This window comes from Plantactinospora alkalitolerans (assembly GCF_015690345.1).
Lineage (GTDB): Bacteria > Actinomycetota > Actinomycetes > Mycobacteriales > Micromonosporaceae > Plantactinospora > Plantactinospora alkalitolerans.
The window spans coordinates 16,501-29,952 of sequence record NZ_JADPUN010000161.1 but is presented as its reverse complement, the minus strand read 5'-3'; the positions used below and the strand labels follow the sequence as shown (position 1 = coordinate 29,952).

The 13,452-nt window shown below is 71.0% G+C and carries 12 protein-coding genes and 1 riboswitch; of the genes, 7 read left to right on the top strand and 5 right to left on the bottom strand.

Annotated features, from left to right (window positions below):
* Positions 1-10 precede the first annotated feature (10 nt).
* Positions 11-736, bottom strand: a complete 726-nt coding sequence (locus I0C86_RS16425) for a polyamine aminopropyltransferase (protein ID WP_196202105.1) — start codon at positions 734-736, stop codon at positions 11-13.
* A gap of 192 nt (positions 737-928) precedes the next feature.
* Between I0C86_RS16425 and I0C86_RS16420 the strand changes: the two genes are divergently transcribed.
* From I0C86_RS16420 to I0C86_RS16395, 6 genes are all read left to right on the top strand, one after another.
* Positions 929-1,537 (top strand): DUF2975 domain-containing protein, encoded by a 609-nt coding sequence (locus tag I0C86_RS16420; RefSeq protein ID WP_196202104.1) that lies wholly within the window; start codon positions 929-931, stop codon positions 1,535-1,537.
* On the top strand, positions 1,537-1,794 hold the full coding sequence (locus tag I0C86_RS16415; RefSeq protein ID WP_196202103.1) for a helix-turn-helix domain-containing protein: 258 nt from the start codon (positions 1,537-1,539) through the stop codon (positions 1,792-1,794). Before I0C86_RS16420 ends, I0C86_RS16415 begins: the two co-directional genes overlap by 1 nt.
* Positions 1,795-1,928: 134 nt before the next feature.
* Positions 1,929-2,046: riboswitch (guanidine-I (ykkC/yxkD leader) on the top strand.
* A 48-nt stretch (positions 2,047-2,094) separates the two neighbouring features.
* On the top strand, positions 2,095-3,249 hold the full coding sequence (locus I0C86_RS16410) for an agmatinase family protein (RefSeq protein WP_196202102.1): 1,155 nt from the start codon (positions 2,095-2,097) through the stop codon (positions 3,247-3,249).
* Positions 3,246-4,253 carry an ABC transporter substrate-binding protein gene (locus tag I0C86_RS16405; protein WP_196202101.1) on the top strand — a complete coding sequence of 336 codons (1,008 nt, stop codon included), beginning with the start codon at positions 3,246-3,248 and terminating at the stop codon, positions 4,251-4,253. The genes I0C86_RS16410 and I0C86_RS16405 overlap by 4 nt, the downstream gene beginning before the upstream one ends.
* On the top strand, positions 4,253-5,143 hold the full coding sequence (locus I0C86_RS16400; RefSeq protein ID WP_196202100.1) for an ABC transporter permease: 891 nt from the start codon (positions 4,253-4,255) through the stop codon (positions 5,141-5,143). The genes I0C86_RS16405 and I0C86_RS16400 overlap by 1 nt, the downstream gene beginning before the upstream one ends.
* Positions 5,140-5,913, top strand: coding sequence for an ABC transporter ATP-binding protein (locus I0C86_RS16395; RefSeq protein WP_323373673.1), 774 nt, complete (start codon positions 5,140-5,142; stop codon positions 5,911-5,913). Before I0C86_RS16400 ends, I0C86_RS16395 begins: the two co-directional genes overlap by 4 nt.
* A 30-nt stretch (positions 5,914-5,943) precedes the next feature.
* Here I0C86_RS16395 and I0C86_RS16390 read toward each other — a convergent pair whose 3' ends face one another.
* Complete coding sequence (locus I0C86_RS16390) at positions 5,944-7,011, bottom strand: SMP-30/gluconolactonase/LRE family protein (RefSeq protein ID WP_196202098.1); 1,068 nt, start codon at positions 7,009-7,011, stop codon at positions 5,944-5,946.
* A gap of 187 nt (positions 7,012-7,198) precedes the next feature.
* Here I0C86_RS16390 and I0C86_RS16385 point away from each other — a divergent pair, with 187 nt between their 5' ends.
* Positions 7,199-8,293, top strand: coding sequence for a cellulose binding domain-containing protein (locus I0C86_RS16385; protein ID WP_230394260.1), 1,095 nt, complete (start codon positions 7,199-7,201; stop codon positions 8,291-8,293).
* 67 nt (positions 8,294-8,360) lie between these two features.
* Here I0C86_RS16385 and I0C86_RS16380 read toward each other — a convergent pair whose 3' ends face one another.
* The 3 genes from I0C86_RS16380 to I0C86_RS16370 form a co-directional block, all read right to left on the bottom strand.
* Positions 8,361-8,990: a VOC family protein gene (locus tag I0C86_RS16380; protein ID WP_196202097.1), complete on the bottom strand. Its 630-nt coding sequence runs from the start codon at positions 8,988-8,990 to the stop codon at positions 8,361-8,363.
* 193 nt (positions 8,991-9,183) lie between these two features.
* On the bottom strand, positions 9,184-10,374 hold the full coding sequence (locus tag I0C86_RS16375) for an MFS transporter (protein WP_196202096.1): 1,191 nt from the start codon (positions 10,372-10,374) through the stop codon (positions 9,184-9,186).
* A 269-nt stretch (positions 10,375-10,643) separates the two neighbouring features.
* Positions 10,644-13,343, bottom strand: coding sequence for a hypothetical protein (locus I0C86_RS16370; protein WP_196202095.1), 2,700 nt, complete (start codon positions 13,341-13,343; stop codon positions 10,644-10,646).
* Positions 13,344-13,452: the final 109 nt, after the last annotated feature.

Sequence of the window (13,452 nt, the reverse complement as noted above, 5' to 3'; positions counted from 1 at the left end):
CCGGGGGCGATCAGGACGTTCTCGGGCGGCTCGCGACGTAGACGGTGTTGGCCGCCTCGCCGCCGTGCAGGTGGTTACGGAACCGGACGAGGTGTGACCGCGCGGTGTCGAACACCTCGGCGAGCGTGGCGTCGAGTTCCTCGTCGGGCGGATCGTCGGACCAGAGCGCGAACACGCCCTCCGGGTGGAGGTGGGCGGCGAGGCGGCGCAGCCCGTCGGGGGTGTAGAACGCGGCGTGGCTCGGATGCAGGACGTGCCGGGGCGTGTGGTCGATGTCGACCAGGATGGCGTGGAAGCGTCGGCCGGGCGTACGGGGATCGAAGCCGTCGACGTCGTCCACCATCGCGAAGAAGTTTCCCTGGACGAGGTGGCTCCGCGGGTCCCGGGTGATCCGCGGAGCGAGCGGCAGCAGCTCCCGCCGGTGCCAGTCGATCACCTCGCCGAGCGTCTCCACCACCGTGAGCGTGCGCACGCGCGGATCGTCGAGTACGGCCCCGGCGGTGTAGCCGAGGCCGAGGCCGCCGACGACGACATCGAGATCAGTCCCGCTCAGGGCTGCCAGGCCGAGTCGTGCGAGTTCGATCTCGGCCACCGTGAACAGGCTCGACATCAGGTACTCGTCGTCGAGTTTGATCTCGTACACGTCGATGTTGAGCGTCGGATCCAGCCGGCGCCGCAGGCTGATGGCGCCAATCGGTGTTTCGCGCCAGTCGATCTCCTCGAAGCGAGTACCCATCGGCCACGTCCCTTCTCCCGCGTACCTGCTGGTGACGGTCGCAGTGGGACCGGTCGTTCCGGCGGCTGCGTCCTGGTTCGGCACGGTACAGGGCATTGCTGGCGGTGGTCGGGACACCGGGCGACGGCGGCTTGACAACGCTCGGTTCCTTATCGATTATCGGTATATCGATTTTCAATAAGGAGGCTCGGGATGTCGTTCCTCGAAAAGCTGCGCAAGCCGGACTGGCTCGGCGAGATGCAGGCCCTGCTCGTGCTGGGACTGGTCGGTACGGGCCTGGCGGTGGTGCTGACCGGTGGCCGGACCGTCCTGGGCGACAGTCCGGTTACCGTCCAACTGCCGGCCGAGGCGATGACCGACGTCGCCGGACCGGTCGCCGGAACGGCCGACGGCATCAGCATCGGCCCGGACTCGATCGTCGAGGTGCAGATCGCCGATCCCAGCGTCCACCAGGTGGTCGCGGAGGCGATGACCGGCCTGCCCACGCTGCTCGTCGTGCTCGGCATGCTGCTGATGCTGCTGCGCACCGTGCGGCGGGCCCGCCGCGGCGATCCGTTCACCGTCGGCACGGTACGTCGGCTGCGTGTCCTCGCCGTGCTGCTCATCGCCGGTGGCGTTGCCGCCGGCATCGTGGAGAGCCTCGCCGCCCTCGATCTGTCCCGCACCATCGGCAACGAAACGGTCTACACGGTCTGGCAACCCCCGGCCGGCTGGCTGCTCGCCGGATTCGGCCTCCTGGCCATCGCCGAGGTGGTCAACCGTGGCGTGGTGATGCGCGACGAACTGGACAGGGTGATCTGATGCCTCCCGAGGAGAGGCATCGGGTCGAGATCCACGTGGACAAGCTGCTCGCCGAGCGTGGCCTGACACTGACCGAACTGGCCAACCGGGTCGGCCTCACCCTGGCGAACCTCTCGGTGCTGAAGAACGGCCGGGCCCGCGCGATCCGGTTCAGTACGCTGACCGCACTCTGCGACGTGCTCGACTGCCAGCCTGGCGACCTGTTCAGCGTGCGGTCCGACCCGGCGAGCGGAAGCGGCCAGGCGCCGCCCGGTTGAGCCGGCCGAGTCGGCGCTCCGGTGCCCGGTACCGAACCCGTGACGGTGACCACCGACGCGGCCGATACCTGCCGGCAACGGGCGGGCAAAACGCGGGAAACGCCGGCGCCTTACGTTTCGATGCGACTCAGCCACTGAGGCGCGCCTAGGGTTCCGCCGCCCCGGCAACGGGACGGGACTGGTCCGAGAGGCGCAGGCGGAGCCGGCGGCGCTGTCGGCTCCGTTCCACGGCGGGACAAAAGCCCGGGAGACAGCCAGCTCCCGGCTGTTCCCGGCCGGGCGACCTTTCCGGAGGTGCCCATGGGCTTCGCACACCATCATCACGGTCAGTCGGACGGGCAGACCCCGCCGCCGCACGACAACTACGGCCCCGAGGCCCGCTACGCGGTGCAGCGTGAGGCGGAACTTCCCACCGCCGGATGGGAGGCGGAGGTCGAACGCGGACTGCGGCTCGGACTGCCCGCCGCCGACTCCATCGTGGACCGGCGGATCCCGACGTTCTCCCGCGGCGAGCTGCCGCACTTCGCCGGGATCAACACCTTCCTGAAGGCGCCCTACGTCGAGGACGTCACCACCTGCGGCGAGTACGACGTCGCGGTGCTCGGCGCCCCATTCGACGGCGGTACGACGTACCGGCCGGGCACCCGGTTCGGCCCGCAGGGGATCCGGAAGATCTCCGCGCTGTACGGGCCCTACAGTTTCGAGCTCGGCGTCGACCTGCGGGAGTCGATCACGATCGCCGACCTCGGTGACGTCTTCACCATCCCGGCCAACATCGAGAAGACGTTCGACCAGATCTCCAAGGCGGTCGGTCACGTCTACGCCTCCGGCGCCTTCCCGGTCGTGCTCGGCGGCGACCACTCGATCGGCTACCCGACGGTGCGTGGGGTGGCCGAACACCTGTCGGGCAACCTCGGCATCATCCACTTCGACCGGCACGTCGACACCCAGGAGACGGATCTCGACGAGCGGATGCACACCACGCCGTGGTTCCACGCCACGGACATCCCCAACGTCCCGCCGAAGAACCTGGTCCAGATCGGCATCGGCGGCTGGCAGGCGCCCCGACCCGGCGTCAAGGTCGGCCGGGAACGCGGCACCACGATCATGACTGTCACCGACTGCGTCGAGATGGGAATCGAGGCGGCCGCCGAGAAGGCGCTGGAGGTCGCCTGGGACGGCGCCGAGGCGGTCTGGCTCTCCTTCGACGTCGACTGCCTCGACGCCGCGTTCGTTCCCGGCACCGGCTGGCCCGAACCGGGCGGCTTCCTGCCGCGCGAGGTCCTCAAGTTCATCCAACTGATCGCCGAACGACCGCTCGCCGGCATCGAGGTGGTGGAATGCTCCCCGCCGTACGACAACGCGGAGATCACCTCGCTCATCGCCACCCGGGTCATCTGCGACACGCTCGGGTGTCTCGTCCGCGCCGGTCATCTGCCTGGGAGAAGGCCATGAGAAGACGGCACCTGACGGAACTCCTGGCGGTCGCGGCGTGCGCCGTCGTACTTGCCGCCACGGCGGCCTGTGGCGGGGACGGAGATGCCCGAGCCGGCCAGCCCACGGCGGTACGGCTCGGCTTCAGCGCCTGGCCGGGCTGGTTCCCCTGGCAGGTCGCACAGGAGAAGGGACTGTTCCAGGAGAACGGCGTCACCGTCGAGTTGACGTACTTCGACAGCTACACCGACAGCCTCCAGGCGCTGAGCACCGGCAACCTCGACGCCAACAGCCAGACCCTGAACGACACTCTCTCCTCGGCCAGCGGTGGCGCCAGACAGACGATCGTCCTGGTCAACGACAACTCGACCGGCAACGACCAGATCATCGCCGCTCCCGGCATCAACGGCGTCGCCGACCTGCGTGGCAAAAAGGTCGCCGTCGAGCAGGGCACCGTCGACCACTACCTGCTGCTGCTCGCCCTCGAGAAGGCGGGTCTGACCGAACGGGACATCACCCTGACCCCGCTGCTCACCGACGCCGCCGCGGCGGCGTTCGTGGCCGGACAGGTCGACGCGGTCGGGGCGTTCGCGCCGTTCACCACCACCGCGCTGGGGCGTTCGGGAAGCCGGGCCATCGCGACGTCGAGGGATTTCCCCGGCGCGATTCCCGACCACCTCGCCTTCGACAGCGAATTCGTCGCCGACCATCCGGACGAGGTGCAGAAGGTCGTGCAGACCTGGTTCGACACCCTGAAGTGGATCGCGGCGAACCCGGCCGAGGCGGTCACCATCATGGCCCGCCGGGGCGGGGTCAGCGAGGCCGACTATCAGACCTACAACGCCGGCACCACCATCTTCACCCGGGAGGAGAACCTCGCGGCGTTCACCCCCGGCAGCGGACCCAGCCATCTGAATCATCAGGCCGACCGGATCGCCGAGTTCCTGGTCAAGACCGAACTGGTACCGGCAAAGCCGTCCCTGGACGGGCTGCTGGAGCCGAAGTTCGTCCAAGCGGTCACCTGATGGCGGGCCTCGCCAAGGCGCGTCCGGCCGGGGGAGTGGCGCCGGAACGCCCGCCGACCGCCCGGCAGCTCTTCGGGGCGTTGCCCCGCCGCCGCCCCTCCGGCCCGCCGGGAACCCTTCTGGCGCTGCGTACCCCGTTGCCCGGCCGGATCCGTACCCTCCTGGTGCTGGCGTCGGTGGCCGTACCGCTGCTGGTCTGGCTGGTGCTCGGCGCCAGCGGGGCGGTCGAGCCGCGGTTCCTGCCGGCCCCGGGCGCGGTCTGGACGGCGGGCGTCGAGATGGCCCGCAGCGGCGAACTCGTCACCGACGCCTGGGCCACCGTCCGGCGGATCCTCTACGGGTACGGGCTCGGCGTCGCGGTGGCGGTGCCGCTCGGTGTCGCGATGGGCAGCTTCACCGCCGCCCGTTCGGCGCTGGAACCGGTCAGCGGACTGCTGCGGTACCTGCCCGCCGCCGCGTTCACACCGTTGCTGCTGATCTGGCTGGGCATCGGGGAGTCCCCGAAGATCGCGCTCATCTTCATCGGCACGGTCTTCTTCAACATGCTGATGGTCGCCGATGCGGTCCGACAGGTGCCGCTGGAACTGGTAAACGTGTCGTACACGCTCGGCGCCCGCCGGGGCGAGGTCCTCGGCAAGGTGATCCTGCCGTACGCCCTGCCCGGCATCGTCGACGCGGTACGGGTGAACTTCGCCGCCGCCTGGGGGCTGGTCGTCGTCGCCGAGCTGGTCAACAGTCAGGAGGGGCTGGGCAAGCGGATCCTGCTCGCCCAGCGCTTCACCCAGACCGACAAGATCTTCGCGATTCTCGTGGTGATCGGCCTGATCGGGGTCACCGCCGACGTGGCACTGCGGATCACCCGGGACCGGATCGGCAGGTGGGTGCCGTGACCGGGCTGCTCGAACTCGTCGGAGTCGGCAGGGAGTTCCCACGGCGGGGCCGGGCCGTACCCGCGCTGACCGACATCGACCTGCGGATCGCCCGTACCTCGTTCGTCTGCGTGGTCGGGGCGAGCGGTTCCGGCAAGTCCACGCTGCTGTCCCTGGTCGCCGGGCTCGACCGGCCGTCGAGCGGGGAGATCCTGCTCGACGGCAACCCGGTGCTCGGGCCCGGCCCGGACCGTGGCCTGGTGTTGCAGAGCGGGGCCGTCTACCCCTGGCGGACGGTCGAGCGCAACGTCGCGTTCGGCCTGGAACTGCTCCGGATCGACCGGGCGGAACGGGCCCGCAGGGTCGCCTGGTACCTGGAGGAGACCGGGCTCACCGCACTCCGCTCGGCCCTGCCGAAACAGCTCTCCGGCGGGCAGCGCCAACGGGTGGCGATCGCCCGGGCGCTGGCCTGCGAGCCGGACGTCCTGCTCCTCGACGAGCCGTTCGGCGCGTTGGACGTGCAGACCAAGGAGGACATGCAGCTCTTCATCCGGCGGGTGTGGCGGGACACCGGTACGACCGTGCTGATGGTCACCCACGACGTGGAGGAGGCGGTCTTCCTCGGCCAGCGGGTGGTGGTGCTGGCCAGCGATCCCGGGCGGATAGCCGCCGACATCACGCTGGAGTTGCCCGAGGAGCGCGAGCTGGCCATCAAACGGACGCCGGAGTTCCTGGAACTGCGGGCCCGGGTCGAGGACCTGGTCCGGACGTTCCACCAGCACGCCGGATAGCCGGGACGCGGACGGTCGCGACGCCTCCGATCAGGCGTTCGGAGGCGGCTCGGCGGGCAGGTCGAACGCCGCGACGGCACCGCCGTGCAGGCTGCCCAACCACACGGTGCCGTCGTGCTCGCGTACCCCGGTGACCATCGAGAAGCCCGCGACGGTCGCCTGCAGGTCGTGCACGACCCGACCCCCGGCGTCGACGGCCTGGACCCAGGCGGTGTTCGCCGGCTTGGGTTGCAGCGGCTCCGGCAGCGCCCAGACCGCCCGGCGCAGGGCCGGGGATCTCGGCGAGAGCAGGTCCAGCAGCGTGTTGCGCGGTGAGCCCATCGCGATCCAGATCAGGCCGTCGCTGCCCCGGGCCAGGTTGTCGGGAAAGGCCGGCAGGTTGTCCACGAGCCGGTCGACCTTTCCCGCGTCCGGGCCGGTCAGCCAGATCCGGGTCAGCCGGTACGCGCCGGTCTCGGCCACCACCACGTAGGACTCGTCGGCGGCCAGCGCCACACCGTTGGCGAAGTGCAGACCGTCCAGTACGACGTCGTGCCGCCCGTCCGGGCCCAACCGGAGCAGCCGGCCGGTGCCGGAGTGCTCGAGCAGGTCCGCCTTCCAGTAGGGCAGCGCGAACCGCTGGGTCGAGTCGCTGAAGTAGATCGACCCGTCCTCGGCGACGGCCGCGTTGTTGCACAGCCGGAGCGGGGCGTCCCCGATCGGCGTACCGGCGGCGACCAGCGTCTCCATCCGACCCGTGGGAGGATCGACCCGGAGCAGCCCGTGCGTGGCGTCGCAGACGACCAGCCGACCCTCCTGGTCGGTCTCGATGCCGAGTGGCCGCCCGCCGGTCTCGGCGATCACCTCGGGGCCCGCGTCCTGCCGGGGTCGGCCACCGTGGTCCGGGTCGGTGCCGTCCGGCGGCAGTCGGATCAGGCGGCCGTCGGCGAGACCGGTGTAGACCTGGCCGGCGGCGTCGACGGCGACGTCCTCCGGCCCGTGGCCGGGAACGGCGCGCAGTCGTACCGGTGGCATCGCGAGGTCACCACCGCGTCGTCGGGCCCGGGCGGGTGCCGGCGCCGGATGCCACACGACGGGATCGATCCGAGGTCTGGCCATGTCGCGCATGCTATCGAACCGGTTCGGATCCTGGTCCGGCCCGCGGCGGGCCGGGTGATGGCGATGCATCGATGACTGTCGTAATGCCTGGGGTGGTGGCAGGATGGCTCTAGTTCGTATGGAGACCCAACTAACTCCTACTGCTCCGTCGCGGAGAACCGCGACACGACACGACCAGGAGGCCCAGATGAGATCCACCCGGAATCTCCGACGGGGGCTGAGAGCCGGCGTCGCGGCGGCCGCCACGCTGCTGCTGGGGATCGGCCTGACGGCGGTGCTGAGCGCGCCGGCCAGCGCCGCCACCGGCTGCCGCGTGAACTACACAGTCAACCAGTGGTCGGGCGGCTTCAGCGCCAACGTCGCGCTGACCAACCTCGGCGACCCCCTCAACGGATGGACGCTGGCGTGGACCTTCGCGAACGGCCAGACCGTCACCCAGGGTTGGGGCGGCCAGTTCAGCCAGAGCGGTGCCCGCGTGACGGTGACCAACGCGTCGTGGAACGCCGGACTGGGCACCAACGCCACCGTCACCCCCGGCTTCAACGGCACCTGGAACGGCACCAACACCCCGCCCACCTCGTTCACCCTCAACGGGACACCGTGCACCGGTTCCCCCGCCACGGGGCAGCCGCCCACCAGCAGCGCCCCCACCCCCTCGCAGCCCAGCGGCGCCGCGTGGACGTCGTCCGACCAGTGGGGGACCTGGACCAACGGCGGGTACACGCTCTACAACAACATCTGGGGCAGCGGCGCCGGCTCCCAGACCATCTGGGCGAACTCGTACGGCAACTGGGGTGTCACCGCCAACCACCCGAACACCGGCGGTGTGAAGTCCTACCCCAACGCCACCCGGAACGTGAACCGCAACCTCAGCGCCATCGGCAGCCTCACCAGCAGCTTCAACGTCACGGTGCCGAACGGCGGGGCGTACGCGAGCACGTACGACATCTGGGCCAACAACCACGCGTACGAGATCATGCTGTGGATGAACAAGACCGGCCCGGTCGGCCCACTGGGGTCGCTCCAGACCACCGCGTCGGTCGGCGGGCACACCTGGCAGATCTACCGCGGCTCCAACGGCGCCAACGAGGTCTTCTCGTTCATCCGCACCAGCAACACCAGCTCGGGGACGGTTGACATCCGCGCCGTGCTCAACTGGATCCGCAATGCCGGCTGGTACGGCGACGTCCTGGTCGGTGATGTCCAGTTCGGATATGAGATCACCTCGTCGGCGGGCGGCCTGAACTTCACCACGAACAACTTCTCGGTGTCGTACGGCTGATCCCGCCGGCCGGCCGGGCGCGCCGCCCGTGGCGCAGCGGCGCGCCCCGGCCGGCCGTCGTGCCGGTTCAGCTGGGCAGTTCCGCGCCCGTCTGCTCGCTCACCAGGTACGTCGCGTACCAGTCGGGCCAGTTCGGGTCCTCCTGGCCGATCCGCTTCTCGTGCTCGCCGTGGGCGGCGGCCGCGCGCCCGAGCGCGGCCGCCAGGTCGCTCGCGGAGCCGAACGACGTCGGGCCGGCCTCGATGCGCCCGGGCAGTCGGGTCGTGATCTCCTGTAGGAGCCAGGTGTTGCCGTCCGGATCGCGGAACGTGGCGCGCGAGAAGTAGCTGCGCCCCTCGGGATCCATGCCGTCCACCGGACCCTCGGAGCCGGGGTGGAAGATGGCGCTCACCTCGACACCGGCGGCGACCAGCGCCTTCCGGACCGCCTGGAGGTCGGACACGACCAGGTACGAGTTGCCCGAACCGGGCGTCGCCGAGGTGAGACCCGGGCCGAACTGCACCGAGCAGCCGGAGCCGTGCGGCGTGTACTGGACGATCCCGGGCGGTGTCTGGTCGAGCCGCCATCCGAGCCGCCCGTAGAACTCCTTCGCCCGGTCGGCATCCGAGACGGGAACGATGACCACCTCGAGTTTCATGTCGACGTTCTCGATGCTCGTCGTCCCACTCGCGTCGCTTCGGGCGTTCCCCGTGCTCATCGCTGCCTCCCTGGGCCGGGTCAGGGCGTCGGCGCTTTCCGGCGTACCCGTGGCTTCCCCGTCGATCTGCCGCGACGGCGGCCGGGCTCCCGAGTTGCCGGGCGGGCCACGGCTTCCCCGAGGGCGCCGGTGACGCAGGGTCCCGATCACCACGCTACTGCCCCCACCCGTGCCGGATGCCTCGTTCGCGGTATCAGCCGGGCGCCATCTTCGTGGCTCTGCGTACGCCGAACAGGGCGACCAGGGCGAGGAGGATGACCGCGGCGGAGTATTCGTCGGCGGTCCGGGGCAGGCCGCCGGCGTAGACGACGAGGAAGCCGGCGATGACGGTGGGTAGGCCGAAGCCGATGTAGCAGACGATGTACATCAGGGAGAGCACCCTGGCGCGCTCGTGCGCCTCGACCAGCGGCATGACGGTCTTGAGGCTGCCCTGGAACCCGCCGCCGAAGCCGACGCCGCCGAGGGCGAGGCCGACGAAGAGGCCGATGACGGAGTGGGCCATGACCGACACCAGCGTGACGATCATGCCCAGGATGAGAGCGACGATCCCGGTGAGCATCACGGTCCGCGCGGCGCTGTTCCGCAGCAGCAGGACGGCGACCGATCCGAAGAGGGCGAAGACGAAGAGGACCAGGCCGCCGACGACGATCGAGGTGTTCATGAGGGCACGCACGAGCGCCGGGCCGAGCGCACCGAAGAAGCCGGCCAGTGCCCAGACGGCGAACAGCACCGGTACGACGACGAGTACCGGCCCGCGTACGGCACGGGGCAGCGTTATCTCCGGCCGCAGGCTCCGTCGCGCTCCCGCCGTCGGCGTGACCGTCTCCGGCATCAGCGCGACCCCGAGGGCCTGGATCAGCAGGATGGCGAGCAGGACGACGTACACCAGTCGGGTCGGTGCGGGCAGGAACTGGATGAGCAGTGCCGAGAGCAGGGCCCCGCTGCCGGTTCCGATACCGGGGGCGATCGAGTTCGCGAGCGTGCCGCGGGCACGGTCGATGTCGAGCATGGCGGCGCCGACGGCGCCGGTGGCGGTGCCGGCCGCGAGCCCCTGCACGAGGCGGGCGGCGAGCAGCGTGGGTACGCCGTTGGCAAAGATGAAGACGACCAGCGAGACCATCTGCACCGCGATCGCGACGGCCAGGACCGGACGCCGGCCGACATGGTCGGACAGCTTGCCGAAGGTGAGCAGCGACGCCAGCACCGCGACCGCGTAGACGGCGAACACCACGGTGGTGGTGATCGGCGAGAAGTGCCAGCGCTCCTGGTAGATCCCGTACAGCGGGGTCGGTGCCGCCGAGGCGGCCAGGAACGACACGAGAATCGACGCGAGCAGCACCAGGGAGAGTCTCGGCGAGAGTCGCGCCCGCTCGGCGGTCACCATGTCGGCTCCTTCCGTGCGCGGGACGAGGTCGGGCCCGGCCGCCCTGCTGCTGGTTGTAGGGCCGTGGGGTACCCGGTGTGCTCCGTCGCACTCAGGGCGGCCGGCAGGGTGACCGGGCGTGCCGGCGGAGCGGCACACGCGGTGAGACGAGGGCGAGTGGGAGTTCGTGGTCGGCACGGTGCTGACCGCCGCCGAAGGGGACGGCGACGACGAGACCGCCGCGTCCGGCCCGGGGACGCACCGGCGGGTACGCCCCCGGGCCGACCGGGTCAGCCGTCGGCCACCACGCCGGTCAGCACCGTGCTCGGCACCGGCCCTTCCTCCGTCTCGGCGAAGTGCAGCTCGACCACCTCGTCGGGCTCGGCCACCGAGTCGGCGACCGTCGGGACGGTTACCTCGCCGGTGTTCGTGCTCGCGTCGATGTACACGTACGGCATCAGCAGGGTCTGCGACAGCGGCCTTGCCGGTTCCACCGGCTCGAACGCGTTGTCGACGAACCAGACCGGGTCGACGTCCGTGCTGGACAGCTCGACGCCGGTGGCCGGGGGCTGCGGCACGGTGATCAGGAAGATGCCCGTCTCGGTCGGCGCGGACGCGGAGAAGCGCCAGGTCAACGTCTCGCCCTCGGCGACCCGGGCGGAGGCGGACTCGACGGACAGGATCGGTTCCGGATCGTCGTTGAGGGCGGAGATCCCGCCGACGTAGCTGCCGATCACGAATCCCCGTTCCGCCTTGGCGGTGAGCGTGTACTCCTCGGTGTAGTTCCACAGGGTGTCACCGGTGACCTCGATCGGCACCGGAATGGTTCGCTGGCCGGACCGGACGGTGGCCAGCCAGGTACGTCTGGTGAACGTCGTGAGATCGGTCAGGAACAGCCACACCTTCCCGCCGCCGCGTCCGGTGACGGTCACCGGGATCTCGTACGTCTTCGTGCCGGAATTGCCCTCGGCGACCGTGAGCGTGCCGAGGTCGAGCCTCGGCGGGGGTGTCGCGCGCGGGTCGGGCGTGCCCGGCTTCCAGCCCCACGCGTCGAGCAGCCAGGCGCGGCCAGTTGCGGTACGGGGCGTGAGTTCGATGGCGGCCAGCCTCGCGGGCGCGCCCCTGAGTGGCACCCGTACCTCCTGACCCCAGTACGACGTCGTCCTGTCGGTGCCGGGCAGGCCGTCGATCCGTACGTCGCCCAGTGCGGTGCGGTGGCCGTCCGTGCCGACGACGGTGACGCCGAACCGGGTTCCGGTCGTGTTCGGCGGGACGATCAGGCGCAGCGCCAGGTCACGGGCTCCGGTGACGGGAACGGGCCGGGCCGGGGACAGCCGGATCGGCCTGTCGGCGGCGGACCAGTTCAGCGCCGCCGCGTACCGGCCGGGCTCGGGGATGGTCCAGACGAACGGCACGAAGTGCCCCAGACGGGCGTTCCGGTCCTCCGGCTCGATGCAGGACCGGTCCGCCTCGTAGCTGACCTGGTCGCAGATCCGCGCGCCACCGGAGACCGTCACCGACGGGTCCGGGATGATCAGCGGGGTCCGGTTGCCGCCCAGTGCCTGGCTGAGCACCCGGGCCGGGTCGGCGGAGGGTGTCCGCAGGCCGCTGCCGTCGAGCAGTGGTCGGACCCGGTCGTCGCCGTCGACGAAGAGCCGCGCGGCGGCGGCGATGTAGGTCGCGCCGACGGTCTGCTGCTGCGCCGGGGTGAGCCGGGTCGCGGTACCGGGGGAGCAGACCGGGTCGGGCTCGTCACCGGTAGGGAAGTCGTCCGTGGACGGTGCCGCGGACTGACCGGGCGTCCACTCGGTGTTGAAGAAGTTGTGGTTGGCGCCGACCACGTACAGCGCGCTGTGCAGGGCTCGGCCGCGGCCGACACCCCGGGTCTCGTCGACGAACAGCTGGCCCGGCAGTTCGGCGACGTCACCGTCGCAACCGGGCAGGATCGTGGCCGACGGGACGTCCGGGACGGGATCGTGGCCGAAGATGGTGGGACCGATGAGCAGCAGGCCGCGGATGGTCCAGCGGACGCTGCCGTGGTAGCCGTCCCGCACGGCGGGCGGTGGGGTGAGCGAGTCCATCGCCGCGCGGCTGACGCCCTCGCCGCCTCGGGAGTGGCCCATCAGGAACACCCGGGACAGGTCGGCTCGCGGCGCGGCGCGCACGATCGCCGGTGCGGCGGCGCGTCCGGCACCCGCCCAGTCGGCCCACTTCGCCAGGTGCAGCCGGACGAGCGAGGAGCGGGCCTGGGCGCCGCCGTCCTCGGCCTCCCAGTCCTGACCGTTGACCCCGTTCGCCGAGATGGACACGGTCACGTAGCCCTGCGAGGCGAGCAGTCGCTGGGCCTGCGGATAACCACGGTGGCTCGGGACCGGGTCGGTGCCGGCCGGGCACGGCCACTGCTGGGGCACCTCCTCGTCGGCGCGGTAGCAGACGGTGTGCCGGCCGTGCAGGAACAGGGCGAGGGGCCGGGTGCCGGACGTACCCTGCGGTGCGACCACGACGGCCCGCATCTCGACCTTCTCCGGAAGGTCGGGCAGTTTGACGGCGGGCAGGTCGTATTCCCCGGTGATCGACCGGTAGGGCCCGGCGACGCCGGGATCGACGGCACCGGCCGGCTGCGGGGCCGACCCGGCGGGGGGCGCGGACCGGCGGGTGCCGCGCGGTGGAGCCTGGTCGATGCGCCCGCCGCCGGCCCGTACCGTCAGATCGTCGAGCCGGACGGATCCGCTCAGCCCGAGGCTGAAGGTCCGACCGTCCGGGTGGGGGCGGGGCCGACCGAGCCGCTTGTCGCCCGACCAGAACTCCACGGCGGCGTCGCCCATCGGCACCCGCTGGCCCGAGCGCCAGGTCAGCCTGCCGTCGGTCACCGACCATCCGTCGGCTGCCGAGGATGGCGGAGGGCTTGTGGGAGGAGCGGCTCCCGCCTGCCCGGCCGCCCCCGCTGCCAGCGTCAGGACGAGCGCGGCCGAGATCAGGAATCTACGCATGCAATCGTGTCTATCCCACCCATGCCATCTCGCCCAGTGCTACCGGAGCGTAACCCGGTACGACCGTGCCTGCCCGGCCGCCGCCGACCGGGGAACCCGTCGGGCAGCC

Coding starts and splice junctions, on each gene's coding strand:
- I0C86_RS16425 (WP_196202105.1), bottom strand. CDS start 736: ATGGGTACTCGCTTCGAGGAGATCGACTGGCGCGAAACACCGATTGGC.
- I0C86_RS16420 (WP_196202104.1), top strand. CDS start 929: ATGTCGTTCCTCGAAAAGCTGCGCAAGCCGGACTGGCTCGGCGAGATG.
- I0C86_RS16415 (WP_196202103.1), top strand. CDS start 1,537: ATGCCTCCCGAGGAGAGGCATCGGGTCGAGATCCACGTGGACAAGCTG.
- I0C86_RS16410 (WP_196202102.1), top strand. CDS start 2,095: ATGGGCTTCGCACACCATCATCACGGTCAGTCGGACGGGCAGACCCCG.
- I0C86_RS16405 (WP_196202101.1), top strand. CDS start 3,246: ATGAGAAGACGGCACCTGACGGAACTCCTGGCGGTCGCGGCGTGCGCC.
- I0C86_RS16400 (WP_196202100.1), top strand. CDS start 4,253: ATGGCGGGCCTCGCCAAGGCGCGTCCGGCCGGGGGAGTGGCGCCGGAA.
- I0C86_RS16390 (WP_196202098.1), bottom strand. CDS start 7,011: ATGGCCAGACCTCGGATCGATCCCGTCGTGTGGCATCCGGCGCCGGCA.
- I0C86_RS16385 (WP_230394260.1), top strand. CDS start 7,199: ATGAGATCCACCCGGAATCTCCGACGGGGGCTGAGAGCCGGCGTCGCG.
- I0C86_RS16380 (WP_196202097.1), bottom strand. CDS start 8,990: ATGAGCACGGGGAACGCCCGAAGCGACGCGAGTGGGACGACGAGCATC.
- I0C86_RS16375 (WP_196202096.1), bottom strand. CDS start 10,374: ATGGTGACCGCCGAGCGGGCGCGACTCTCGCCGAGACTCTCCCTGGTG.
- I0C86_RS16370 (WP_196202095.1), bottom strand. CDS start 13,343: ATGCGTAGATTCCTGATCTCGGCCGCGCTCGTCCTGACGCTGGCAGCG.